At 66.5% G+C, this 24,498-nt stretch carries 18 protein-coding genes; 12 read left to right on the top strand and 6 right to left on the bottom strand.

What is annotated here, in order from left to right; genetic code table 11:
• Positions 1-75 precede the first annotated feature (75 nt).
• Positions 76-855 carry a transglycosylase family protein gene (locus tag EU513_RS16575; RefSeq protein ID WP_305037030.1) on the top strand — a complete coding sequence of 260 codons (780 nt, stop codon included), beginning with the start codon at positions 76-78 and terminating at the stop codon, positions 853-855.
• A gap of 77 nt (positions 856-932) precedes the next feature.
• On the opposite strand, the gene EU513_RS02870 is transcribed toward EU513_RS16575, so the two are convergent.
• Positions 933-2,237 carry a M1 family metallopeptidase gene (locus EU513_RS02870; RefSeq protein ID WP_129624380.1) on the bottom strand — a complete coding sequence of 435 codons (1,305 nt, stop codon included), beginning with the start codon at positions 2,235-2,237 and terminating at the stop codon, positions 933-935.
• A 55-nt stretch (positions 2,238-2,292) separates the two neighbouring features.
• Positions 2,293-6,165 (bottom strand): Pls/PosA family non-ribosomal peptide synthetase, encoded by a 3,873-nt coding sequence (locus tag EU513_RS02865; RefSeq protein ID WP_129624378.1) that lies wholly within the window; start codon positions 6,163-6,165, stop codon positions 2,293-2,295.
• Between the two features lie 98 nt (positions 6,166-6,263).
• Between EU513_RS02865 and argS the strand changes: the two genes are divergently transcribed.
• Positions 6,264-8,000, top strand: coding sequence for an arginine--tRNA ligase (gene argS, locus EU513_RS02860; RefSeq protein ID WP_129624376.1), 1,737 nt, complete (start codon positions 6,264-6,266; stop codon positions 7,998-8,000).
• Between the two features lie 99 nt (positions 8,001-8,099).
• Here argS and EU513_RS02855 read toward each other — a convergent pair whose 3' ends face one another.
• Together EU513_RS02855 and galE are read right to left on the bottom strand one after the other, a co-directional pair.
• Positions 8,100-9,905 carry an alpha/beta hydrolase gene (locus EU513_RS02855; RefSeq protein ID WP_129624375.1) on the bottom strand — a complete coding sequence of 602 codons (1,806 nt, stop codon included), beginning with the start codon at positions 9,903-9,905 and terminating at the stop codon, positions 8,100-8,102.
• 80 nt (positions 9,906-9,985) lie between these two features.
• Positions 9,986-11,005 carry a UDP-glucose 4-epimerase GalE gene (gene galE, locus EU513_RS02850; protein WP_129624374.1) on the bottom strand — a complete coding sequence of 340 codons (1,020 nt, stop codon included), beginning with the start codon at positions 11,003-11,005 and terminating at the stop codon, positions 9,986-9,988.
• A gap of 114 nt (positions 11,006-11,119) precedes the next feature.
• On the opposite strand from galE, the gene EU513_RS02845 reads away from it, so the two are divergent.
• Entirely contained in the window at positions 11,120-11,683 is a 564-nt protein-coding gene (locus EU513_RS02845; protein ID WP_129624372.1) for a DivIVA domain-containing protein, read from the top strand.
• 271 nt (positions 11,684-11,954) lie between these two features.
• Here EU513_RS02845 and EU513_RS02840 read toward each other — a convergent pair whose 3' ends face one another.
• The gene (locus EU513_RS02840; RefSeq protein ID WP_239702607.1) at positions 11,955-12,407 is read right to left on the bottom strand and encodes a hotdog fold thioesterase; all 453 of its coding nucleotides are present in this window, start codon (positions 12,405-12,407) and stop codon (positions 11,955-11,957) included.
• Between the two features lie 60 nt (positions 12,408-12,467).
• Here EU513_RS02840 and paaN point away from each other — a divergent pair, with 60 nt between their 5' ends.
• Positions 12,468-14,183, top strand: coding sequence for a phenylacetic acid degradation protein PaaN (paaN, locus tag EU513_RS02835; protein WP_129624370.1), 1,716 nt, complete (start codon positions 12,468-12,470; stop codon positions 14,181-14,183).
• Positions 14,184-14,215: 32 nt separating this feature from the next.
• On the top strand, positions 14,216-15,028 hold the full coding sequence (locus EU513_RS02830; RefSeq protein WP_239702606.1) for an NUDIX hydrolase: 813 nt from the start codon (positions 14,216-14,218) through the stop codon (positions 15,026-15,028).
• A 66-nt stretch (positions 15,029-15,094) separates the two neighbouring features.
• Here the strand turns inward: EU513_RS02830 and EU513_RS02825 are convergent, their stop codons facing one another.
• On the bottom strand, positions 15,095-15,493 hold the full coding sequence (locus tag EU513_RS02825) for a phage holin family protein (protein WP_129624368.1): 399 nt from the start codon (positions 15,491-15,493) through the stop codon (positions 15,095-15,097).
• 77 nt (positions 15,494-15,570) lie between these two features.
• Between EU513_RS02825 and hisC the strand changes: the two genes are divergently transcribed.
• From hisC to EU513_RS02785, 7 genes are all read left to right on the top strand, one after another.
• Entirely contained in the window at positions 15,571-16,656 is a 1,086-nt protein-coding gene (gene hisC / locus EU513_RS02820) for a histidinol-phosphate transaminase (RefSeq protein WP_129624366.1), read from the top strand.
• 2,330 nt (positions 16,657-18,986) lie between these two features.
• The gene (gene pdhA, locus EU513_RS02810; protein ID WP_129624507.1) at positions 18,987-20,156 is read left to right on the top strand and encodes a pyruvate dehydrogenase (acetyl-transferring) E1 component subunit alpha; all 1,170 of its coding nucleotides are present in this window, start codon (positions 18,987-18,989) and stop codon (positions 20,154-20,156) included.
• Between the two features lies 1 nt (position 20,157).
• Positions 20,158-21,147, top strand: coding sequence for an alpha-ketoacid dehydrogenase subunit beta (locus EU513_RS02805; RefSeq protein ID WP_129624362.1), 990 nt, complete (start codon positions 20,158-20,160; stop codon positions 21,145-21,147).
• Positions 21,148-21,160: 13 nt separating this feature from the next.
• The gene (locus EU513_RS02800) at positions 21,161-22,600 is read left to right on the top strand and encodes a dihydrolipoamide acetyltransferase family protein (RefSeq protein ID WP_129624360.1); all 1,440 of its coding nucleotides are present in this window, start codon (positions 21,161-21,163) and stop codon (positions 22,598-22,600) included.
• Positions 22,587-23,075: a DUF3253 domain-containing protein gene (locus tag EU513_RS02795; RefSeq protein ID WP_240795892.1), complete on the top strand. Its 489-nt coding sequence runs from the start codon at positions 22,587-22,589 to the stop codon at positions 23,073-23,075. The genes EU513_RS02800 and EU513_RS02795 overlap by 14 nt, the downstream gene beginning before the upstream one ends.
• A 308-nt stretch (positions 23,076-23,383) precedes the next feature.
• Positions 23,384-24,166, top strand: coding sequence for a MerR family transcriptional regulator (locus EU513_RS02790; RefSeq protein ID WP_129624356.1), 783 nt, complete (start codon positions 23,384-23,386; stop codon positions 24,164-24,166).
• A gap of 123 nt (positions 24,167-24,289) precedes the next feature.
• Positions 24,290-24,469 (top strand): hypothetical protein, encoded by a 180-nt coding sequence (locus tag EU513_RS02785; RefSeq protein ID WP_129624354.1) that lies wholly within the window; start codon positions 24,290-24,292, stop codon positions 24,467-24,469.
• The last annotated feature ends 29 nt before the right edge of the window (positions 24,470-24,498 follow it).

The raw sequence follows: 24,498 nt of genomic DNA, 5'->3' as shown, positions 1-24,498 counted from the left end.
GCCGCGGTGCATGACGAGCCGACCGATCGGAGGCTTGCGTGCGCCTGGTGAGGCAGCAAACCGAAGGGAAGCATTTTGCTCAACAACCGCAAGACCCGAATCTCCACCCTCGCCGTGACGGGCGCCGCTGCCGCGGCTGCCGTGTCGTTCGGTACCGCCGGCGAGGCCAAGGCCGAGACCGTCTGGGACCGCGTCGCACAGTGTGAGTCGGGTGGCAACTGGAGCATCAACACCGGCAACGGCTATTACGGCGGACTGCAGTTCAGCCAGCAGACCTGGAGCGGCTTGGGTGGCTCCGGCTCGCCGGCCAACGCCAGCAAGGCCGAGCAGATCCGTGTCGCCCAGCGCACCCTCGCGGTGCAGGGCCCCGGCGCGTGGCCGGTGTGCTCCGTGCGTGCGGGTCTCACCCGCGCCAACGGTGGCGCCACCTCCTCGACCGCCCCGGCCCAGGCCGCTGCGCAGCAGCAGACCTCGCGCAGCGCTACGCGCAAGGCTCCGCAGCAGCAGGCTCCGACCTACCAGGCGCCGAAGAAGCAGTACCAGGCGCCGAAGAAGAGCTACCAGCAGCAGGCTCCGAAGAAGAGCTACCAGCAGCAGGCTCCGGTGCAGCAGCAGGCTCCCGTGCAGCAGGCCCCCAAGAAGGTCAAGCAGCACAAGCACGAGGTCACCCGCGCGACCCCGAAGGTGCAGAGCACCGGTGACACCTACACGGTGAAGTCGGGCGACACCCTTGGCAAGATCGCCGAGAAGCTCGGTCTGAACAACTGGAAGTCGCTGTTCCACCTGAACAACGACAAGATCAGCAACCCGAACCTGATCTTCGTCGGCCAGGTCTTCGACATCCCGGCGAACTGATCACCGGGTAGTCACCCCCCTGAACGAATCCCCCGGACGCGTCACGCGTCCGGGGGATTCGTTCTGTCGCGGAACGGTCAGCGAGGCAACGGCGGCAGCGGCAGCGCGTACACCCATGCGTCGATCAGGTCGTCGATGCGGACGCCGCTGTGCTCGCCGGCGAACGCCACGAACTCCTGTGTGGACACGTTCTTCCCGTTGTAGGCCTTGACCCAGTCCTGCAGCATCGAGAAGAAGCAGGAGTCGCCCAGACGCTTGCGCACCGCGTGGACGGTGAGCGCGCCGCGCTTGTAGACGCGGTCGTCGAAGACGTTCGCCTGGCCCGGGTCGCCGAGCAACAGATCCTGCGGCTTGCGCGTGAGGCCGGCGTGGTGCTCGGCGGCACGCTCGTTGGTCGAGGGCCCGCCGGACTCCTGCGACCACAGCCACTCGGCGTAGCAGGCGAAGCCCTCGTGCAGCCAGATGTCTTTGAGCGAGTGCATGGTGACCGCGTTGCCGAACCACTGGTGTGACAGTTCGTGCGCGATCAGACGCTGGGCGTCCCATCCACGGTTGAGGAAGTTCGTGCCGAAGATCGACAGCGACTGTGCCTCGAGCGGGATCTCCAGCGGCTCGTCGGTGACCACGACGCGGTAGACGTCGAACGGGTACGGCCCGAAGAGACGGGTGAAGAACTCCAGCATCGCCGGCTGGTCGGCGAACGCACGCTCGAAGGCGGTGAGTCGCGCCGGCGGCACCGCACCGCTCATCGGCACATCGGCCGACTGCGGCACCTCGACGTACCGCCCGATCTGGACGGTGGCGAGGTAGGGAGCCATCGGCTCGCGTTGTTCGTAGGTCCACACCACGCGTCCAGCGCGGCGGCGGGAGGCGGTGCGGATCCCGTTGCACACCACCAGGTAGTCGGGGTGGGTCGCGACCGTGATGGTGTAAGTGGCCTTGTTCGACGTGCGGTCGTTGCAGGGGAACCAGCTCGGTGCGCCGCCGGGCTGCGCGGCGACGATCGCGCCGTCCGTGAGCTCTTCCCAACCGGCGTCCCCGACCTCGTCCTTCACCGGTACCGGCACGCCGCGGTAGGCGACCGTCAGGCGGATCTCCTCGCCCTTGGCGAGTTCCTTGGCCAGCTTGATCCGCAGCCGTGAGTCGCGGTGGGTGTAGCGGGCCACCCGGACCCCGGAGATCTTGACGACCTTCAACGCGTGCAGGTCGACCACCAGTTCGTCGAGCTTCTTGCAGGCGCGGATGTGCAGCGTCGCCTTGCCGGCGAGGTTGTTGTTCTCGATCGCGTAGTCGAGGTCGAGGTCGTAATGGGTGACCTCGTACGAGGCATCACCGTGCCCGGGCAGGTAAGGATCGACGGGGCTCTTGCTCAGGGGGCTCAACAGGTTTCACCATCTACAGCGGTAGTCATCGGAAGTGGTTGCAGTAGCGACCGGTTCACGGCTGGTCGCCTTCGTTCCATGCGCCGATCGGGTTGCCCAACCAGCGGGTCTTGTCGGGCACCGACTCCCCGCGCATGACCAACGACACCGGGCCGACGGTAGCCGACCGACCCAGGGTTGCGGCGGGAAGTATCACGCCGTGCGGGCCGAGCGTCGCGCCTTCCTTGAGCGTCACCGTGTCCATCGACAGGACGCGGTCGTGGAACAGGTGGGTCTGGACGACGCAGCCGCGGCCGACCGTTGCTCCGTCGCGCAGTTCGATCAGGTCGGCCTCGGGCAGCCAGTACGTCTCGCACCAGACGCCGCGTCCGATCTTGGCGCCCATCGTCCGCAGCCAGAGGTTGAGCACGGGGGTGCCGGACGCCGAGCGGGCGAGCCATGGGGCGGCGAGCATCTCGACGAAGGTGTCGGCTAGTTCGTTGCGCCACACGAACGAACTCCACAGCGGGTGTTCACCGCGGCGGATGCGTCCGACCAGCACCCACTTCGACAAGGACGCCAGGCCGGACGCGATCGCGCCGCCGACCATCAGCACCGGACCGACCAGCACGATCATCGGCACGACGCCCCAGTGACGCTGGATCTCCAGCAACGCCGCGGCCACGGCGACACACAGCCCGAAGGCCAGCAACACCGGGACGATGCGGCACAGTTCGACGATGCCGCGGGCGATCCGCAGTCTGCGGGCCGGTCGGAACGTTCGGCTGTCGTCGGTCTTGCTGGACTCGCGACGCAGCTTCACCGGGGGACTGCCCAGCCAGGACGTGCCCGACTTCGGCTTCTCGGACTTGCTCGGTGCGGCGGACAGCACCGCGACGAGGCCGCGCTTGGGCACCTTGCGGCCGGGTGCGGCCATGCCGGAGTTGCCGAGGAAGGCGCGCTTGCCGATCTTGGTGCGGCCGACGCGCAGGCGTCCGTCATGCAGTTCGTAGGGGCCCACGAGGGTGTCGTCGGCGAGGAAGGACGCCTCCCCGACGGTGACCAGCTTGGGGATCATCAGGACGGTGGACGCCTCGACGTCCTTGCCGATGGTGGCACCGAGCGAGCGCAACCAAGCCGGGGTGAGCGCGCTGGAGTAGAGCGGGAACAGCCAGCCGCGCGCTTCGTCCATGAGGCGCAGGGTGCCCCAGGCGCGCAGAGCCTGCCCGCTGTGCACGGGGAACTCACCTTCCTGAAGCTTGGCCTGCAGCAGTCGGGCGAGCAGCCAGATCGACGCGGTGAGAAGGGTCAGTCCGGTCAGTCCACCGGCGAGGACCATCGGGACGGCCATCGTCCAGGCCGACCGGTCGTCGAGCACCAGGGAGCCGACGTAGATCGCGGCAGCTGTGGCAAGTACGGGCAGTCCGGCGATCAACAGGGCGAGCGTGCCGTACGCGAGGGTGAAGATCGGCCGGTGCGGAGGGCGGTCAATCTCCCGCGGCTTCATCCTGGCCAGCTTGGTCGCGGGTGCGCCGCTCCAGAACTCCTCGTCCGGCACGGTGCCGAAAACGCCTGAGCCCGGGGCGATCTCGCTGCCTCGACCGACGATCGCGCCCGGCGTGAGGGTCGACCGGGTGCCCACCCGGGAGTCCTTGCGGACATGGACCTGCCCGATGTGCAGGCGGTCGCCGTCGAGCCAGTGCCCGGACAGGTCGACCTCCGGCTCGATGGAGGCGTACTGACCGACGGTGAGCATGCCGGTGACCGGCGGGATCGTGTGCAGGTCGGCGTCCTTGCCCACCTTGGCGCCGAGCAGGCGGGCGTACGTCGTCATCCAGGGCGCGCTCGACAGTCGGATCGCACCGCTCTCCTCGGCGATCTTCTCGGCCAGCCACAGTCGCATGTGGATCTTGCCGCCGCGGGGGTAGTTACCCGGCTCGAGTCCGGCCAGCGTGATGCGAATCAGGCTGGTCGCCAGCAGGATTCGTCCAGGAGGCGTGAGAAAGATCAGCACCAACGGGAGGATCAGCCACCATGACGCCGTTGGGAGATCGCGATCGACCACGAGAGCGGTGAGCTTCGTACCCAGCAGCAACCAGGCGATCCAACGCATACCGGCCAGGGCCCGCGTGCCGACCAGCCCTACGTGCTGCCCGATCTGTGTCTTGAGTGGAGTCGGCGGGACGGTGCGTTCCCGCACGTTTGCCGGAGCGGCCATCGAATCCAGTTGTGTGGCAAGGGCTCCCACCGTCGGATAGTCGTAGATGTCGGCGACGGTTACCTCGGGATGCGTCTGGCGCAGACGGGACACCAGCTGCGCCGCGGTCAGGCTGCCGCCGCCGGCTTCGAAGAAATCGTCCTTGGGTGTGGCGACCACGACGCCCATGACCTCCAGCCACAGGTCGGCGACCATCTTCGCGGTGCCTTCGAGTTCGACAGACTCCTGCCCGACCGGACGCAGCGTGGGCACAGGCCAGGGGAGTGCGTCGCGGTCGATCTTTCCGCTGGTGCGCGTCGGGAGGGTGTCGACCTCGGCGAGCCGCGGCACCATCGTCGCGGGCAGTTCCGCACGCAGCCGGTCCATCGCCACCGACAGGTCGAAGTCGGGCTTGGTGGTCAGGTAGCCGACCAGGATCTTGTTGCCGGTGCTGGTCGATCGGATCGCCGCCGCGCCGCCGTGCACTCCGGGCAGCGCGGTGAGGGCGGCGTCGATCTCACCGAGTTCGATACGGCGTCCGCCGAGTTTGATCTGGTCGTCCGCGCGACCGGCGAAGAGCAGTCCTTCGGAGTCCTTCACCACGTGGTCACCGGAGCGGTACGCCCGCTCCCAGCCGAGAGTCGGCATCGGTGCGTACTTCTCGGCGTCCTTGGCCGGGTCGAGGTAGCGCGCGAGGCCGACCCCGCCGATGATGAGTTCGCCGGTCTCGCCCTCGGCGACCGGGTTGCCGTCGGTGTCGACGACCTCGAGGTCCCACCCGTCGAGCGGGAGGCCGATGCGGACGGGGCCGTCGCCGGTCAGCTGCGCGCCACAGGCGACGACGGTCGCCTCTGTGGGCCCGTAGGTGTTCCAGATCTCGCGGGTCTCGGTGGCGTACCGGGTGCCGAGCTCGGGCGGGCAGGCCTCGCCGCCGAGGATGAGCAGACGCACCTTCGACAGTGCTTCGGCCGGCCACAGGGCCAGCAAAGTCGGCACCGTCGAGACGACCGTGATGTCGTTGGCGATCAACCATGGACCGAGGTCCATCCCCGACTTCACCAACGACCGTGGTGCCGGGACGAGGCAGGCGCCGTACCGCCACGCCAGCCACATCTCCTCACAGGAGGCGTCGAACGCAACGGAGAGACCGGCCATAACTCGGTCGTCCGGGCCGATCGGGCTGTCCTGCAGGAACATTCGTGACTCGGCATCGACGAACGCTGCAGCATTGCGGTGCGTGACCGCGACGCCCTTCGGCTTGCCGGTCGAACCCGACGTGAAGATGATCCAGGCGTCGTCCTCGGTCGTCGGCGGCTCGACCGACTCCTTGGGCTCGGCCTCACGGCGGACGTCGATCGCCAGGTCATCGCCGAGCACGGCAGCCACCTGCGCCTCGCCGAAGACGGTGCGGGCGCGCTCGTCCGGGTCGTCCGCGTCCACCGGCACGTAGGCCGCTCCCGCGGCGATGATGCCGAGGATCGCGACATAGAGGTCAGTCGTGCCGGACTTGATACGGACGCCGACGCGGTCGCCGCGTCCAACCCCGGCGGTGGCGAGCTGCTCGCTGAGTTCGGTGACCCGCTCGTCGAGTTCGGCGTACGTCAGTACCTCGCGCCCGTTGTCGAGGGCGAGCGCGTCCGGGCACTCCTGCACGGTCTCGGCGAAGATGTCGACGAGCGTGCGGGGTGCCGGGGCCAGATCGCTTCGCAACAAGGACACGGATCCATCGCTTTCGTCGGGAGCAGCGGCCATATTGTGCCGCGGTCAGGTGAACGCCGCTGTGTCGGTCGGCATTCGGCCTTCGATGGACGAGGCAGAACCGATTTGCTCGCGTCCATAAACTGATTCACATGGTGGATCCGATCGCAGCCCTGACCTCACACGTCCAGAAGGCCATGGTGGCTGCGCTGGGCGACGAGTTCGCGAGCGCCGATCCGGTGATCCGTCCGGCCAACAAGAAGCAGACCAGCGCCGACCTGCAGGTCAACGCGGCGATGGCGCTGGCGAAGAAGGCCGGCAAGAACCCGCGTGAGGTCGCGCAGTCGATCGCGGCCGACCTGCCGCCCGACGACCTGATCGAGTCGGTTGAGGTCGCCGGTCCCGGCTTCCTCAATGTCACCCTGCACTCGCGATGGATCGCCGAAGCAGCCGCGTCGATGATCGGTGAGCCTTTGCTCGGCACGGTGCTTCCCGAGCAGCAGACGATCGTCATCGACTATTCCTCGCCCAACGCGGCCAAGGAGATGCATGTCGGGCACCTGCGCACCACCGTCGTGGGCGACTCACTCGCGCGAACGCTGGAGTTCCTCGGGCACGACGTCATTCGCCAGAACCACCTCGGCGACTGGGGCACCGCCTTCGGCATGCTGGTCGAGCATCTCCTCGAAGTCGGCGATGGCAGCGATGACGCAAAGCTGCTGACCATCGACCCCAACGCGTTCTATCGCGCCGCGCGGGCGAAGTTCGATGCGGACGCAGACTTTGCCACTCGCGCTCGTGCCCGTGTCGCGACCCTGCAGGGTGGCGACCCCGACAGCCTGCGGCTGTGGAGGGAGATCCTCGACCTCACCAAGGGCTACCTGCGCCGGGTCTACTCCGTTCTCGGGGTCACCCTCACCGACGACGACATCGCCGGGGAGTCGTCCTACAACGATGAGCTTGCCGAGGTGTGCAAGACGTTGGAGGACAAGGGAATTGCCGTCATGAGCGACGGCGCTCTGTGCATCTTCTCCGACGAGTTCACCGGACGCGACAACAAGCCGGTGCCGCTGATCATCCGTAAGTCCGACGGCGGATACGGCTACGCGACGACCGACCTCGCGACGATTCGTCGCCGTTCGCTGCAGATGAAGGCCGACCGCGCGATCTACGTCGTGGGCGCGCCGCAGAACCTGCACTTCCGCATGGTCTGGGCCGCCGCCGACAAGGCCGGCTGGATCAAGGGCACCGAGCCCGTCCACGTCCAGATCGGCAACGTCGTGGGCACGGACGGCAAGATCCTGAAGACCCGGTCGGGCGACCTGGTGTCGCTGCAGTCCATGGTCGACGCCGCGCTGGAGCGGGCCGCGGCCGTCGTGTCCGAGTCGCGTCCCGATCTGGATGAGCAGACGCGGAACACCATCGCCCACCAGGTCGGCATCGCCGCGGTCAAGTACGCCGACCTGTCGGTCAGCCACGCGTCCGGCTACACCTTCGACCTCGACCGGATGGTCGCCTTCCAGGGCAACACCGGTCCGTACCTGCAGTACGCGACCGCCCGTATTCGTTCGATCCTGGGCCGTGCGGACGTCGTCGACCCGAAGGGTCCGATCGTGCTCGGCGAGCCGGCCGAGCGCGACCTCGCCCTGAAGGTGCTGGAGTTCGGCTCGGTCGTCAACCAGGTCGGCGAGACCCTCGAACCGCACAAACTCGCCGCGTACCTGTTCGAGCTGGCGACCACTTTCACCGCGTTCTACGAGGCGTGCCCGGTGCTCAAGGCCGAGGACGCCGCCGTCCGTGACTCGCGCCTGGCGCTGTGCCGGCTGACCCTCGAGGTGCTGACCCGCGGCTTGTCGTTGCTCGGCATCGAGGCGCCCGACCAAATGTAGGCGCCGTCCACGGTCCTCCCGACGAGGGCACGCCAGATGCACGAGGGCACTCCGTATACGGAGTGCCCTGATGCATTTGGAGTGCCCTCGCCGGGACGGTCAGTCGCGCGGCGCGGTGTTCTTCGGCGTCAGCAACTCGTCCAGGACCGCTCCGAGGACGGCGAGCAGCGCCTTCTTCCATTGCGGCGTCGGGTCGACCGGCATCGCCAGCTTCTCGCCCTCGGGGTCGAAGCCGACCTTGTGCACTTCCTTGTCCTTCGGCAGCGCGATGCCGGGGCAGACCGAGTCCTTGTCCATCAGCTTGCCGTTCTGCAGGAAGCCGTAGGTCTGCTGCTCGACGCACAGGTTGCCGCTACCCAGCACGGCACCGTGGTTGCCCTGGTCGTTGACCGCGAGGAAGCGGGTGTTCTTGGACGCCTTGTGCGCCTTCAGCCCGCCTTCGTACGCGGTCGCCGGGTCGTTCTCGGTCTGCACCAGCAGCATCTGCGGCGCCTTCGAGGTGTCGACCTTCATGTCCTGTGCCTTGTAGGGCCAGTACGCGCACTCGTTCGCCATGTCGAAGTAACCGACGAGCGGGTACTTCTGTCCGTCCTGCTTGGCACGGTCGACGTACGACTTCTCGTCCTTGCTCCACGAGGTGTCGTTGCAGCGGATCGCCATGAACACGGTGTTCTGGTTGCGGGAGTCGTCGATGTCCTTCTTGGTGCGGCCGCCGCCGGCAGCGCCCTCGGCGGTGCGCAGCGCATCCGCGTCACCGTTCATCGCCTGCTTCAGCAGCGCCAGTAGCGCACCGGAGCTCTGGAAACCGCGGTCGCTGTACAGCGTCTGGGCGACGATGTTGTCGATGATCATCGGCTCGAACTGGCCGAGCTTGCCCTCGCCCGCAGCCTTGCGGATGTCCTCGTAGGAGGCGTTGACGTCGTCCGGGGTCGAGCCGAGGTTGTAGGTGGTGTTCTGGCGGGCCAGCCACGGCAGCAACTGATCCTTGAAACGGCGCTGGAACGACATCGGCTGGGTGGCCCAGCTCGACTGCAGTGTGCCGGTGAACTCGGTGTTGCTGTCCAGCACGAAGCGTCCGACCTGCTTGGGGAACAGCGTCGAGTAGTACGCCCCGAGCCAGGTGCCGGCGCTCACGCCGTAGTAGTCGACGGTCTCGACCTTCAACAACTGGCGGACGAGTTCGTGGTCACGCGCAGTGTTGGCCGTGGTGATGTACGGCAGCAGATCGCCGTTCTCACGCGCGCACTCGTCCACGGTCTTCTTCGCGGCGGTCTGAAGGGCCGAGATGTCGGTGTCGGACAGGTTGCGGTAGTCGGTGACACCGCGCGCGGAGTACGACTTGCAGGTCAGCCGCGTCCCGCCGCCGACGCCGCGGGGGTCGATGCCGATGACCACGTGGCTCTCGCCGAGCGGGGACAGTGCCGCGGTGATCACCGAGAAGGCACCGGCCGGTCCGCCGGGGCCGCCGGGATTGGTCATCAGGACGCGGTGGTTCTCGCCCTTGGCCGGCTTGGTGCGGGTGACCATCACCTCGATCTCGCCCTTGCCAGGGTCGCCGTAGTCCTTCGGCACCTTGATCTTGGCGCATTCGCTGCGGTCGTTGACCGGGGCCAGGTCACGCAGACTGAAGGACTTGAGTTCCTTCACGTCGTCGGTGCAGGTGTCCTTGCTCCACTGCATCTGCTGGGCGGTGTAATTGCTGAGGTCGGCGCCGGTGGGGGAGAGCTTGCCGTCGCCGGCAGCCTTCGTGTCGCCGCCGCCGTTCGGCGATGTCGAGGTCGTGGTCGTGGTCGACGAACCGGTGTTCTTGGAGCCTTCGCTGTCGCCGTTGCAACCCGCCAGCGTCGCCGCCAACGTGACCACCGTCGTCGCGGTCAACGCCCGCGTCCCCCACTTGTGCGCCATGTCCCCTGCTCCTGGTCGATTGAGTCCTGCCGGGAGCCTAGACGGGCTCGAGCGGGTAGATGGTTCCTGGTGCCAGACCGTCAGCCGGGGAAGCCCTGAGGATTCGCCGACTGCCAACGCCAGGTGTCGGCACACATGTCCTCGATGGACTTCGTTGTGCGCCAGCCGAGTTCGTGCAACGCGCGGGTCGGATCGGCGTACGTCACCGGCAGATCACCGGCGCGGCGAGGTCCGATCTCGTACGGGATCTCGACTCCGGTGGCAGTACGGAACGCGTTGATCATGGCCAACACGGACGTCGGCACGCCTGTGCCGAGGTTGAACGCGCGTACCGGTTCGGCCATCGCGTCGATGTGCTCCAGTGCGGCGAGGTGCCCGGCGGCGAGGTCTTCCACGTGGATGTAGTCGCGCTCGCAGGTGCCGTCGGCGGTGTCGTAGTCGTCACCGAACACGGTCAGCTTCTTCCGGCGTCCGACCGCGACCTGGGAGATGAACGGCATCAAGTTGTTCGGGATGCCCTGCGGGTCCTCGCCGATCGTGCCGGACGGGTGCGCGCCGACCGGGTTGAAATAGCGCAGCAGCGCGACCTGCATGCCGGGTGTCGCACGGGCGACGTCGCCGATGATCTGCTCGTTCATCACCTTCGTCCAGCCGTACGGGTTGGACGACTGCAGTGGTCGGTAGTCCTCCTGGGACGGCTGCGGGGACTCATCGCCGTACACCGTCGCCGAGGACGAGAACACCAGGCGGTGGACGCCGTGCGTCGCCATCGCGCGCAGCAGACTGAACGTGCTGTCCAGGTTGTTGCGGTAGTACTGCAGCGGCTTCTCGACACTCTCGCCGACGGCCTTGTGCCCGGCGAAGTGGATCACCGCGTCGAACCGCTCGGCCGCGAACAGCGCCTCGGTCTTGTCGGGGTCGCACAGGTCGAACGCGTGCAGCGGGATGTGGCCGCCGACAAGCTGCTCGACCCGTGCCACGGCGCTCGCCTTGCTGTTGTCGAAATCGTCGACAACGGTCACGTCGTGCCCGGCCTGCTTGAGCTGGACGACCGTGTGCGAACCGATGAAGCCGGCCCCACCGGCGACGAGAACATGCATGAGCGCATCCTACTTTCCATCGTCCCCGACCGGTTCGGGAACGACCTCTGACCGGCGTTCTGTTGCGTGCCGCTACCGTCCCCGTCGGCTCGGACGTCCTGACACTATGGACCGGTGAATTCCGTGCCGTGGACCCCGGAGCACGTCGCCACCGTGCGGCGCGCGCCGTTGTCGAAACAGCGTGGCGGCTACAACTGCGACGATGTCGACCGCTATCTGCAGCACGTCGTCGCCCTGATGCGCGCCCGCCGCGAGGTGCCCTCCGCGCCGTTGTCCGGGCTGCGTCGCTCGCCGCTCAAGCAGGGCTATTCGCCGGCCGCCGTCGAGGCATTGTTCGGCCACATTGCTGATTGGCAGAGCGAGTTGGCGGCGCCGAAGCGCGCCCCTGCCGAAGCGATGGCAGCTGCCGTGCCGCAGCGTCCGTACTGGACTCCGCAGCAACTCGACTGGGTGCGTGAATCGAACTTCCGGCCGGCCCGTGGCAAGCGCGGCTACGCCGAGGACGAGGTCGACTCCTTCCTCGACCGGGTGCTCATCGCGATGACCAAGGGGGAGGAGTTGCCCGACATCGACTCGGTGCGCTTCTACCCGCCCCGCGCTGGTCGCGCGGGTTACGAGGCGCTCGCGGTCGACAAGTTCCTGGACGACCTCAAGCGCCTGCGCCCCATCCTGCGCTGAGCGGCACGCTGGTCGAGTAGGTGCGAGCCCCTGGGCGAGTGCCGCGATCGAGACCATGGTGACGCGATACGCGGAGCCGGGTTGAATGTGGTTGCGTTCCAGCGGATCTCGCGTTGGTTTCGGCGCGTACGGATTCGTTCCTCATCCGTACGGCTCAACCAGCGGTGGTAGGTGAGTCCACACATCACGCAGTCCGGGGCGCAATCTTCGCTGGTTGAGCCGCGGGACTGACGGAGGAATTCCCGGGGGCTGTCATCGACGGCGGGCAGGATCATGACTTCTCCTCGGTGGTGCGTGCCGGCAGGCTGCGCGATCGTCCGCGGAATTCTGCGATCAGAGCGCCGTCTGATTCACGGGTGATCGTGACATCGGTGATTCCGCTACGTCCGAACCGTGCGCGTTCGGTTGCCACACAGCGCAATTCGTCACCGAGGTGAGCGCTGGTCACGAAGGTCACGTCTGCTCCGGAGGCCACGGTGAGTTGCCCGGACGCGTTGCACGCGAGCGCGAACGTCGAGTCGGCCAGCGTGAACAGGTAGCCACCGTGCGCGATGTCGTGCCCGTTCACCTGATCCGCGCCGATCGTCATCGTGGTTTCGGCGTGACCGAGGCCGTCGGTGACCCCGACGGCGAGCAACCGGATGCCGAGGCGGGAGGAGGCGCGGTCCTCGCGCCACATGCGGTGGACGTGTTCGAGGTCAGCTCCGACTTCATCCGTGGCCATGTGACGCATGGTTGCATAACTGCATGTGATCTGTAACACGTTGGCCGTTACGATGAGACGATGACTGCTGCAGACCAGACCACCGCATCCGCCGAGACCTCCACCGGCTCAAAGTTCGATTCGGTGCTCGATGACGCGCTCGCAGCCCTTGCCGGGCGCACCTACTTCTCGCGTTACCCCGAATCACCCTCGCCCCGCGTCTACGGCGAAACCGCCGCCGCACAAGGACTTTCCGCCTACGAGGGCCGCCTCGGCAAGCCGTTCGAGGGCCTTCAGGGTGCCTTCGACGACACCACCGTCGGCGACGAGGTCTCGCCCTACGGCCCGACGCTCGGTGTCGCCTACCCACACCTCGACGTCGACGCGGCCATGGCGGCAGCGACGGACGCGATCCCGGCCTGGCGCGATGCCGGCCCGCGCAGGCGGGCGCTGGTGCTGATCGAGGCACTGGACGCGTTGAACAAGCAGTCGTTCGAAATCGGCAACGCGGTGCACCACACGTCCGGCCAGCCGTTCGTGATGGCCTTCCAGGCGGGCGGACCGCAGGCCCAGGACCGCGGCCTCGAGGCCGTCGCCGCGGCGTACGCCGAGCAGTCACGCGTCCCCGAGAGCGTCACCTGGGAGAAACCGGGCAAAGGCGAACCGCTGCGGATGCAGAAGGACTACCGCATCGTGCCGCGCGGGGTCGCCCTCGTCGTCGGCTGCAACACCTTCCCGACCTGGAACGCCTACCCGGGTATCTTCGCCTCGCTCGCCACCGGCAACGCGGTCGTCATCAAGCCGCACCCACGCGCGATCCTGCCGCTCGCCATCACCGTCGAAACGCTGCAGCAAACGTTGAGCGACAACGGTTTCGACCCCAAACTCGTCCAGCTCGCCCCCGAAGCCGATGGCGAAGGCCTGGCCAAGACGCTCGCCGAGCGCGATGAGGTCAAGATCATCGACTACACCGGCGGCCCGACTTTCGGTGCCTGGCTCGAACGTGAGGGCGCGGCCCGTGGGCAGCAGGTTTATACCGAGAAGGCCGGCGTCAACACGGTCGTGGTCGACTCCACCGACAACGTCCGGGCGATGCTGGGCAACCTCGCGTTCTCGCTCAGCCTCTACTCCGGGCAGATGTGCACCACCCCGCAGAACATCTACCTGCCCAAAGACGGCATCGACACCGACGAGGGACACCTGTCGTTCGAGGAGTTCGGTGCCAAGCTCGGCGGCGCGATCGGCAAGCTCACCGGTGAGGACGAGAAGGCGGTCGAGATTCTCGGCGCGACGGTCAACGACGACGTCCGCGCCCGAGCCGGATCGCTCGACAAGATCGCCTCGGACGCCGGCGGCTCCGTCGTCGCCGACACCCGCCAGGTCACGCACCCGAAGTACCCGGACGCCGTGGTCCGGACTCCGGGCTTGATCGGTGTGGGTGTGGAGGCGCAGGGCGCGTACACCACCGAGCAGTTCGGTCCGGTGACCTTCCTCATCGGCACCGACGGCACCGACCAGTCACTGTCGACCTTCCGCGACACCGTCCGCAAGCACGGCGCGATGACCGCTTCCGTGTACTCGACCGACGAGGCCGTGCTCGACAAGGCGCGGGACGCCGCAATGGACGCCGGTGTGGCGCTCTCGGAGAACCTGCTCGGCCAGGTCTTCGTCAACCAGACCGCTGCATTCAGCGACTACCACGGCACCGGTGCCAACCCGGCCGCCAACGCCGCGTACGCCGACAGCGCGTTCGTGGCCGGGCGCTTCCGGGTGATCACCGCTCGCCGCCACGTCTGATTCCGCGCGGCGGATTGGGTTAGCGTCGGATCGTGAGCGATGACGTGACGATCCGACCCGACGGCTCCGAGTACGAGATCGTCTCGGCCGGGTCGGTGATCGGCCGAGCGGCTGTCCACCCGGACGGCGGGCTCACCTGGAACTTTTTGGAGGACGTCGACGAGCGGCTGGCCGTCCGCGGCCTGGACGCGATGATCGAGTACGCGTTCGGTGAGCTCGGCGTCCACCGGGTGCAGGGCCGACTACCCGCCGATGCCAAGCACGATCTGCGGATCGCGGCGCGGGCCGGACTGCGCAAGGAAGGTGTCGTTCGCGGGGGCGGCGTCGAGCAGGCCGACTTGGTGCAGTTCGCCCGGGTGGCCACCGACCCGCCGCTGGCCGACCGGTCGACGTTCACTGCCGTCCTCAACTCCAGCCTGCCGACCAAACGCTGCATCGCTCAGGCAATCGTTCGCGACGACGAGGGACGAATCCTGTTGTGCGAGTTGGTCTACAAACGGTTCTGGGACCTCCCCGGCGGAGTCGTCGACCCGCACGAGTCACCGGCGACCGCCGTCGTGCGCGAACTGCGTGAAGAACTCGATGTCGAGGCCACCGTCCGCGGGCTGGCCGCCGTCAGTTGGCTGCCGCCGTGGCGCGGCTGGGACGACGCGACCCTCTTCGTTTTCGACGTCGAGTTGGACCGTCCGCCGCACTCGCTGCAGCCGCGCGAGATCAAGGCCGTGCATTGGGTCGACCCGGCCGATCTGGGCGAACACGTCGCCGAGTACACCGTCCGGGTCATCGAACAAGCCCTCGCCGCCGACGTGCCGGTCTACCTCGAGGACGGACGCCCGCGCGTCTGACGAACCCGCCAGTGTCAGAAGGGATGCGTCGACTGCGACGCATCCCTTCTGACACTCGAGTCAGGGTCAGCGGTTGATCTCGTGCTTGTCGGGCAGGATCACGTTCGCGACGAACCCGAGGACGGAGATGATCAGCGCACCGATCACGGCGTCCCAGAAGAAGTGGTCGACGTGGAAGGCGAGGTCGAACTTTCCGGCCAGCCACGAGGTCAGCTGCAACATCGCCGCGTTGACGATGATCATGAACAGCCCGAGCGTCACGAGCAGCAACGGGAAAGAGAAGAACGTGGCGATCGGCTTCAGCAGTGCGTTGACCACACCGAAGACGAGCGCGACGAGTAGAACGGTCTTGATCTTGTCGAAGGTCTGCGACGAACCGTCGGCGAGATGGATGCCGGACAGTGCCGCGGCGGCCAACCAGAGCGCGATGGCGTTGACGACGAGGCGGATCAGGAAGTTCTTCATGCCTCCATCGTCGCAGGCGGCGCTGCAGAAACCGACTGGTTGAGACGCCGGTCACACCGGGTCGTAGATTTGCTCGCATGAGCGACACTCAGCCCGACGTCCGTCTGCGCGACACCCTCGGCGCCGTTCCCGCCTACAAGGCCGGCAAGCCGGCGCCGCCGCGGGAAGACCTGGTGACCTACAAGATCTCCTCCAACGAGAACCCGTACCCGCCGCTGCCGTCGGTGCTGAAGACCGTGCAGGACGCGGCCGGCCGGATGAACCGCTACCCCGACATGAGCGTGCGTGAACTCACCGAAGCGCTCGCCGCCCGCTGGGGAGTCACGCCGGACGAGATCGCGACCGGCACCGGCAGCGTCGGCGTCCTCGGCTCGTTGGTGCAGATCACCTGCAACCCGGGCGACGAGATGGTCTACGCGTGGCGCTCGTTCGAGGCCTACCCGATCGTCGCAGCGCTCGCCGGCGCGAAACCGGTTCAGGTCCCGCTGGATTCGCAGGCACGCCACAACCTGAACGCGATGGCGGACGCGATCACCGACCGCACCCGCCTGGTGATCGTCTGCACCCCGAACAACCCGACCGGTCCGAGTGTCACCGAGGACGAACTGCGTGGCTTCCTGGCCAAGGTGCCCTCGGACGTCCTGGTCGTCATTGACGAGGCATACCTGGAGTTCGTCGAGCCCGATCACCAGATCGACGCGCTCGCGATCTACCGCGACCACCCGAATGTCTGTGTGCTGCGCACCTTCTCCAAGGCGTACGGCCTGGCCGGCCTGCGGGTCGGGTACTGCATCGCCCACGAGCCGGTGGCCGAAGCGCTGCGCAAGGCGGCCGTCCCGTTCGGTGTCAGCGACGTCGCCCAGCAGGCCGCGCTCGCCAGCCTGGAGGCCTACGACGAACTGCAGGAGCGCGTCGACGCGCTGATGACCGAGCGCGCCCGTGTCGCGCAGGCGCTCGCCGAGCAGGGCTGGAAGATCCCCGACAGCCAGGCCAATTTCGTCTGGTTGCCGCTGGGTGACGACGCGATGGCGTTTGCTGCCGCGGCCGACCAGGCCGGTCTCGTCGTCCGCCCGTTCGACGGCGACGGCGTCCGCTGCTCGATCGGAGAGACCGAGGCGAACGACCGCCTCATCGAGGTGTGCGAGGAATTCCTCAACCGCTGAATCGGTTCTCGCGGGAGTCGTCATAACGGCTTACATTGTCTGGATTATATGGGCAAGCAAAGGCCGCCCCTCATCGATATGGAAGGGTGGTCATCACTGGCAAGGCACGGTACCTGGACCGCATCGGTGTCAGTGATGGGACGAAGCGCTGCATTGTCCTACACGCACGTCAACAGCAACCCTCGCGTAAACGTGGGTCTCGGCTACGGTGTGTCTGCCAGCAGAAGGACGTTCACTCGCGCCCCATCCGCATCTGTAGGGTGGTCGCCGGGCGTACCTCATACCAGGTCAAAATTCACAGGCGGCGGCGCTTTCTGCCGCAGCAGGTGTGTGGGCGCACAGTCCGGATACCGGAGTCGGCTCGCCTACCGCGGGCGGGTTCCCTACGTCGGCACCGGCGCTGGATACGGCGTCTGGGTTGCGGGAGGAGTGCCTGTGTGGGCCGCACGGAGGTAGTTTTGTGCAGGTTGCGTTTTTTGTTTGCGCTATCGGCCCCCACGCTGGCACTCTTGATCATGGCGTTTGGCCTGTTTTTATATGTGCCCATACTATTAGCGGTTGGTATGGTCCCACTGATGCTTAGGTACTCGCTTGCGGGCCCCCCGCACGCGACGATGACTTCGTGCATGGGTGGCTCGGTGTTCTAGGCTTGCAGCTAGAGCAGGTTGTTCGGCTGGCAAGAGGTACGTCGCTATCCCCTAGGGCCGCACAAAGGGCGTTTTATCTTTCTTGGGTTCCCTTCGGATGCGGATGCTTATTTTTTGTTGTTGCTGTGGTGATAAATGGAGTCACGGGAAGTTCGTCCTAGCCTCGAAATTTCATGGGCGGTGACGTGGAGGTCGTTGGCGGCGTGATTGCCGGCATCACCCGCGCCGGGATCGACCCACTCCTCTACTCCACGCACTCTACGCGCGGGGTTCATCACCTACGCCCACCTGCGCGGAGCAACCGACCGGGCGATCGCGCACCAATCCGGCTCTTCACAATCGAGGGTATAGATCTGTCAGCGCGTCGCTCACCGGGTAGGGGTCGAGGTCTTCCGAGGATGAATATTCCTACACGCCTCATCTGGAAGACCTCGACGTGCCCGACGCTACTGCCAAGGACGGCTTCAGCTGACCTGACCAGACCTCGTTCTGCGGTCTCGACGAACTTGGCCTTATCGACGTTAGGTGCAAACATCTCTAATCATCGTCCTCGTCCCACGCGTCGAAAGCTCCGGGCAAACGCTTTTGAAATGGGCTCCGCTGCGGAATCCTCTTTGCCACAAAGAAGCAGGTTAATCCAACAGCTAGCCAATAGAACGTGACAAGCATATAGAAGGTTATGAATGGGCCAGAGTCTGCTACTCCTTCCATCGCTACCGGCGTTAACAAGACCGTTATCGATTCGACGATGGCTGGGACCGTCGGTGACCAATAGAACAGCGAAGACACTAAACCCAGCGCCCCCGCGATGGCAAGGGGAACCCACACAACCGGTTCCAATAGATCCCGAGCTGATAATGGAGGATTAGTATTCCGTGCCATATAGTACAAGGGTCCGTATGCCAACGGAGACCAAATTATCGGAACTGCAGCTAGGATCGCTCGGCGTCGCCAGTATGTACCAGGCTCGAGCCGTGCCGCTTTCTCCTGATTGTCATGCCTGTGGTTGGTGCCTTCTTGGAGGCCCAAAGTATTCCTCCTAGCTCCGGTATAACAAACATGCGTCGTTGATGTTTGATTCGATACTGGTAGATTATTGGAGTTTAATGTCCCACGAAATCTGGAAGACCTGCTGGGTTCGGAAGCTTGCGTACGGGTTGGTGCAGCGAGCGATGGCGCTGCTACTAGCGCAGTACTTCCTGCGCAAATGAAGGCAGCGGAGAATTTCCTCACGGCCTCGTGATTCCCCTTGCTGACAACCGTTCTCAGCTCGCCGCTCGAGCGAGATCCGGCTCTACTGAACGCATTGAAGCGCACCCGCAGCCGCTGTCGCTAGGTTTCGGCAAAGGGAATTTTGCATGCGATAGTGCTTAGAATCCCGTGCAACACCCGCGTAGCGAGCACTATCAATAAGTCAGTTCGCCAAGGGTGGGTCGTTGCACCGCACCCCAGAGTGCCGCCGAGTGGATGACGGTCCGCCGGCAGCACGGGTCGATTCGCAGACACCGAGCGCGGACCAGTAGCCTCGTTCGTCGAGCCTGTGTGACCCACGTCATAGGCCGAAAGCCAGCGTCGGCACCCACGGTCACCCCCGTTCTGCCGGCCGCACGAGCAAGGAGTGGCATGTCCGACCCGACAGATGTGTCCGGAGCCCCCGGCGTGAACGCCGATGCCCGGCACACGATGCACCACGAGACCTCCGTGGCACCGAGCATGGAACACGACATCACCGACGGCGGCCCGGAAATGGTGCAGTTCGTCGACGCCGACGGCAACCGTCTGGCCACCTGCGAGGCCAACGCCCCGTACGCGCAAATCGTCGAGGACATGACCTCCGAGGATGCGCAGGCGATGTACCGCGACCTGGTGCTGGTGCGCCGGATGGACGCCGAGGGTCACGCGCTGCAGCGCCAGGGCGAACTCGGACTATGGCCCTCGCTGCTCGGCCAGGAAGCCGCGCAGGTCGGTGCCGGACGCGCCCTGAAGAAGCAGGACTACGCCTTCCCCGGCTACCGCGAGCACGGTGTCGCGTGGTGCCGTGGGGTCGACCCGGTCAACCTGCTCGGCATGTTCCGCGGCGTGAACCACGGCGGTTGGAACTCCAACGAGAACAACTTCCACCTCTACACGATCGTCATCGGCAACCAGATGCTGCACGCGACCGGGTACGCGATGGGCATGCAGCGTGACGGCGTCGTCGGTACCGGCGACCCCGAGCGCGACGCGGCCGTGATGGCGTTCACCGGTGACGGCGGCACCGCGCAGGGTGACTACAACGAGGCGATGGTGTTCGCGAGCGTCGCCAACGCGCCGGTCGTCTTCTTCGTGCAGAACAACCAGTGGGCGATCTCCGAGCCCAACTACAAGCAATTCCGCATCCCGCCCTATCAGCGCGCACGCGGCTTCGGGTTCCCCGGCGTCCGGGTCGACGGCAACGATGTCCTCGCGGTGTACGCGGTGTCGAAGGCCGCGATGGATGCCGCCCGCGCGGGTCAGGGCCCGACGCTGATCGAGGCGTTCACCTATCGCATGGGTGCGCACACCACGTCCGACGACCCGACCAAGTACCGCATCGCGTCCGAGGTCGACATCTGGCGTGAGAAGGACCCGATCAAGCGCATGCGCGGGTTCATGGAGACCAAGGGCCACGCCGACCCGGCGTTCTTCGAGCAGGTCGAGGCCGAGGCCGACGAACTCGCCGCTCGCATCCGACGCGAGTGCCAGCAGATGCCCGACCCGGAGCCGGTGACGATGTTCGACAAGGTCTACGCCGAACCGCACCCCGTGGTCGACGCCGAGCGCGAGGCGTTCGTCGCCTACCAAGCCTCCTTCGTCCAGGGAGGGGCGAACTGACATGGCAACGCAGAAGATGACGCTCGCCAAGGGCATCAACGCCGGTCTGCGCAAGGCGATGGAGGACGACCCCAAGGTCGTCCTGATGGGTGAGGACGTCGGCAAGCTCGGCGGCGTCTTCCGGATCACCGAGGGTCTGCAGAAGGACTTCGGTGAGGACCGCGTGATCGACACCCCGCTCGCGGAGTCCGGCATCGTCGGCACCGCGATCGGCCTGGCCATGCGCGGCTACCGCCCGGTGGTGGAGATCCAGTTCGACGGGTTCATCTACCCGGCGTTCGACCAGATCATCAGCCAGGTCTCCAAGATGCACTACCGGTCGCTGGGCTACCTGAAGCTGCCGATGGTCATCCGGGTTCCGTTCGGCGGCGGCATCGGAGCTGTCGAGCACCACTCGGAGTCCAACGAGGCCTATTTCGCTCACACCGCCGGTCTGCGCGTGGTCAGCTGCTCCGACCCGGCGGACGCCTACTGGATGATCCAGCAGGCGATCCAGACCGACGACCCGGTGCTGTTCTACGAACCCAAGCGCCGCTACCACGAGCGTGCAGAGGTCGACCTGGACGAGTCCACCGGTGCACCGCTCGGGCTGTACGACGCGCGAGTGGCGCGGGAGGGCAGCGACCTGACTCTCATCGCGTATGGACCGATGGTAAAGACCTGCCGCCAGGCCGCGGAAGCCGCTGCGGCAGAAGGACGTTCGATCGAGGTGATCGATCTTCGGTCGCTCTCGCCGCTCGACCGCGCGACGATCTTCACCTCGGCGAAGAAGACCGGACGCGTCGTCGTGGTGCACGAGGCGAGCACCTTCCTCGGACTCGGCTCGGAACTCGCCGCGCTGATCCAGCAGGAGTGCTTCTACCACTTGGAGGCACCTGTGCTCCGGGTCGGCGGATACAACCTGCCGTACCCGCCCAGCCGCTTCGAGGAACACTTCCTGCCCGACCTCGACCGCATCCTCGATGCCGTCGACCGCTCGCTGGCGTACTGAGGGGATCACTGACATGGGTGTGAAGCTGTTCAACCTGCCCGACCCTGGTGAAGGACTCGTCGAGGCGGACGTCGTCACCTGGAAGATCAAGCCGGGCGACACCGTCAAGGTCAATGACGTCGTCGTCGAGATCGAGACCGCAAAATCGTTGGTGGAGTTGCCGATTCCGTGGGCCGGCACCGTCGTCGAGTTGCTCGTCGAGGAGGGTGCGACGGTCGATGTCGGCAGCCCGATCGTGTCGATCGAGGTGGAGGGCGCATCGTCCGAGACCCCGTCGTCCACCCCGGCGGCCGACACCGCCGTCCAGGGCGCCGCGCCCGACTCGCAGGCCGCGAAGGAGGACGAGGAGGAGCGCGTGGCCAACCTCGTCGGTTACGGCGCGGTCGCCGGTTCGACCCAGCGGCGTGCCCGCCGCACAGCGCCCCCCGCGCCACCCTCCCGAAAGTCCGCAGAACTCGCGGGTCAAGTCGCCGGATCTGCGGACACTCCCCAGCCGAAGTCCGCAGAACTCGCCGGCCAGGTCGCCGGATCTGCGGACAATCGCGGGAAGGTGCTGGCCAAGCCGCCGGTGCGCAAGTTCGCCAAGGACAACGGGGTCGACCTGTCCGCGATCACCCCGTCCCGTCCGGACGGCGTCATCACCCGCGCCGAGGTGGAAGCACACCTCACCTCGCTGGTTGAGACTGGACGCAGCGACGTAAGAGCGGCGACCAGTGCCGAAACCCGAGGCGGCGCTGAGCGGGAGAGCCGTACGCCGATCAAGGGCGTCCGCAAGATGACCGCCCAGGCGATGGTCGGGTCGGCGTTCACCGCCCCGCACGTCACCGAGTTCATCACCGTCGACATGACCCGGACGATGGAACTCGTCGACCGCCTCAAGGCCGACCGTGAGTTCAAGGGCGCCAAGGTCACCCCGTTGCTCGTGCTCGCCAAGGCGCTGTGCGTAGCCGTGAAGCGCAACCCGGAGATCAACGCGAGCTGGGACGAAACGGCCCAGGAGATCGTGGTCAAGCACTACGTCAACCTGGGGATCGCGGCGTCCACGCCGCGTGGCTTGATCGTGCCGAACATCAAGGACGCCGACCGCATGAACCTGCGCGAGCTCGCCGACGCGATGGGCTCACTGGTCGAGACCGCCCGCGACGGCAAGACACCGCCGGCCGACATGTCCGATGGCTCGATCACGATCACCAACGTCGGTGTCTTCGGCGTCGACAACGGGACCCCGATCATCAATCCGGGTGAGGCCGCGATCCTGTGCTTCGGCGCGGTGCGCAAGATGCCGTGGGTGGTCACCGACGCGTCCGGCACCGACACGATCGTGCCGCGTCAGGTCACCCAGTTGTCGTTGGCCTTCGACCACCGCCTGGTCGACGGCGACCTCGGCTCGCGCTTCCTGGCCGATGTCGCGGCTCTGCTGGAGGACCCGGGCAAGGCGCTTGTCTGGGGCTGAGACGTCGGACGACGGCCGCTACATCATCGTCGACGGACGGCGGTGGCGGGCGACCGATCCGTCGATCCCGCAGAAGCTGAAGGCCGAACTGGTCGCCGAACTGATGCGGGCTCGACGACTGGTCAGGACGCGCGGGGACGAGGTGCGCCCGTTCGTCCAGGACGCCAAGGTGGCCCTCGGTGAGCGCGGCGAACCGTGGTGGGAGCAGGCGAGCGACGAAGGCGTCCGCGAGCGCTTGGCGGCGTCGATGCGCGTCCTGCTTCGGCATCGTGACGGAAAGACGATCTGCCCCAGCGATGCGGCCCGGGTCGCCGGTGGTGACGACTGGCGTGAGTTGATGCCGGTGGCCCGCGAGGTCGCCGGCACGCTCGCGTCCGAGGAGGTCGTCGTGATCCAGCAGCGCGGTGAGCCGGTCGACCTCGATGCGGCCAAGGGACCGATCCGGTTGGCCGCAGGGCCTGAGTTGAAGCGCTGATCGACGGTGCCGTTCGGTTTGGTTCGTGCTGGCGTCACGTGGTCTCGATTGCGGCACTCACTCGCCCAGCGGCTCGCACCTACTCGACCAGCGTGATGCTCGGGCACATGCAGGAAGCCGGTCAGCCCGAGAACGCGCGGCGGGCGACGTGATCCTGGCCGTCTGTCCCAAGCAAGCCTGACGCCGGCGCGTGAGGCGATGACGGACGTGGTCGTCGACTTCTTGGCGCTCACCGGCTGATTCCCGTCGGCGAGAGGCGCCGTGGTGTTGACTCTGACACGGTGTCAGACGGTCGAGTGGGTGGCGTCATGTTGAGTATCGGAGATTTCGCACGGCTCGCCGGGGTGTCGGTCCGGATGCTGAGGCACTACGACCGCCTCGGTCTGGTGTCCGCGGCTCGCGTCGACCCACACACGGGTTACCGCTTCTACGAGCCCAGGCAACTGCAACGCGTCCACGCCCTCATCGGCTTGAAGGACCTCGGGTTCACGCTCGAGCAGATCGGACCGATGTTGGCGGGGCAGATCGACACCGAGACCTTCCGCGAGCTCCTCGACCGACGTCGGGCAGCTTTGCGCGAACAGATCGATGCCGATCACCGGCGCCTCGCCGACGTCGAGCGACATCTGCGTCTGATGGAAGGAAACACCGTCATGGAGTTCATCGAGAAGTCATTGCCCGCACTGGAACTGAGCCAACGGACGGCGACGGTCGCCGATCGGAGCCAGATCGGGCCGGTCATCGGTCCGATGTTCGAGGAGTTGGTTGCCGCACAGATCGAAGCCGGGGGGCAGCCGGCACACCCCGCGTACGCCTGGTATCGGGCGGACGGTGAGCGGCTCGATTTCGGTGCTGGGTTCGACACCGAGATCGACGGGTTCGAGACCGGTGAACTCGACGCTGTCGAGCGGGCGGTGACCGTGACGTACGTCGGCCCGATGAGTGGCATCGGTGACGCGTGGGCCGAACTCGGCACCCACGTCGCGTCGCTCGGTCTCGAGCCGTACGGCCCGTGTCGCGAGGTGTACCTCGACACCAACGGCCCGCAGGAGAAGTGGGTGACCGAGTTGCATCAGCCGGTGCGCGGCTGAGTGGTCTCTCGCGTCGGGCGCGGGTTCGCGAACTCGCGCCCGACGCGACGTGCCGCGCGGACCACAAGCGACCGTCCGCCCGATCGACGGCCGACGTCCGCCGGTTCGGGCAAGCTTGACCACATGAACGAACTGCGACTGCGCACCGTCCTCGAACCCGCGGGGCCGGCCGGAGCCATCGTGCTCACCGATGAGCAGGTGGAACAGCTCGGCGCCGGCAAGCGCGCGCCCATTCGAGTGACGATCGGCGAGGTGACCCGGCCCTTGCGGCTCGCACGGATGGGTGGTCGAAATGCTGCGTGAGGGAAAGACCCGTAGCTGACCGGTCGGAC

It is taken from the genome of Yimella sp. RIT 621, assembly GCF_004146205.1.
Taxonomy (GTDB): domain Bacteria; phylum Actinomycetota; class Actinomycetes; order Actinomycetales; family Dermatophilaceae; genus Yimella; species Yimella lutea.
This window is presented reverse-complemented; position numbering and strand designations above follow the sequence as displayed.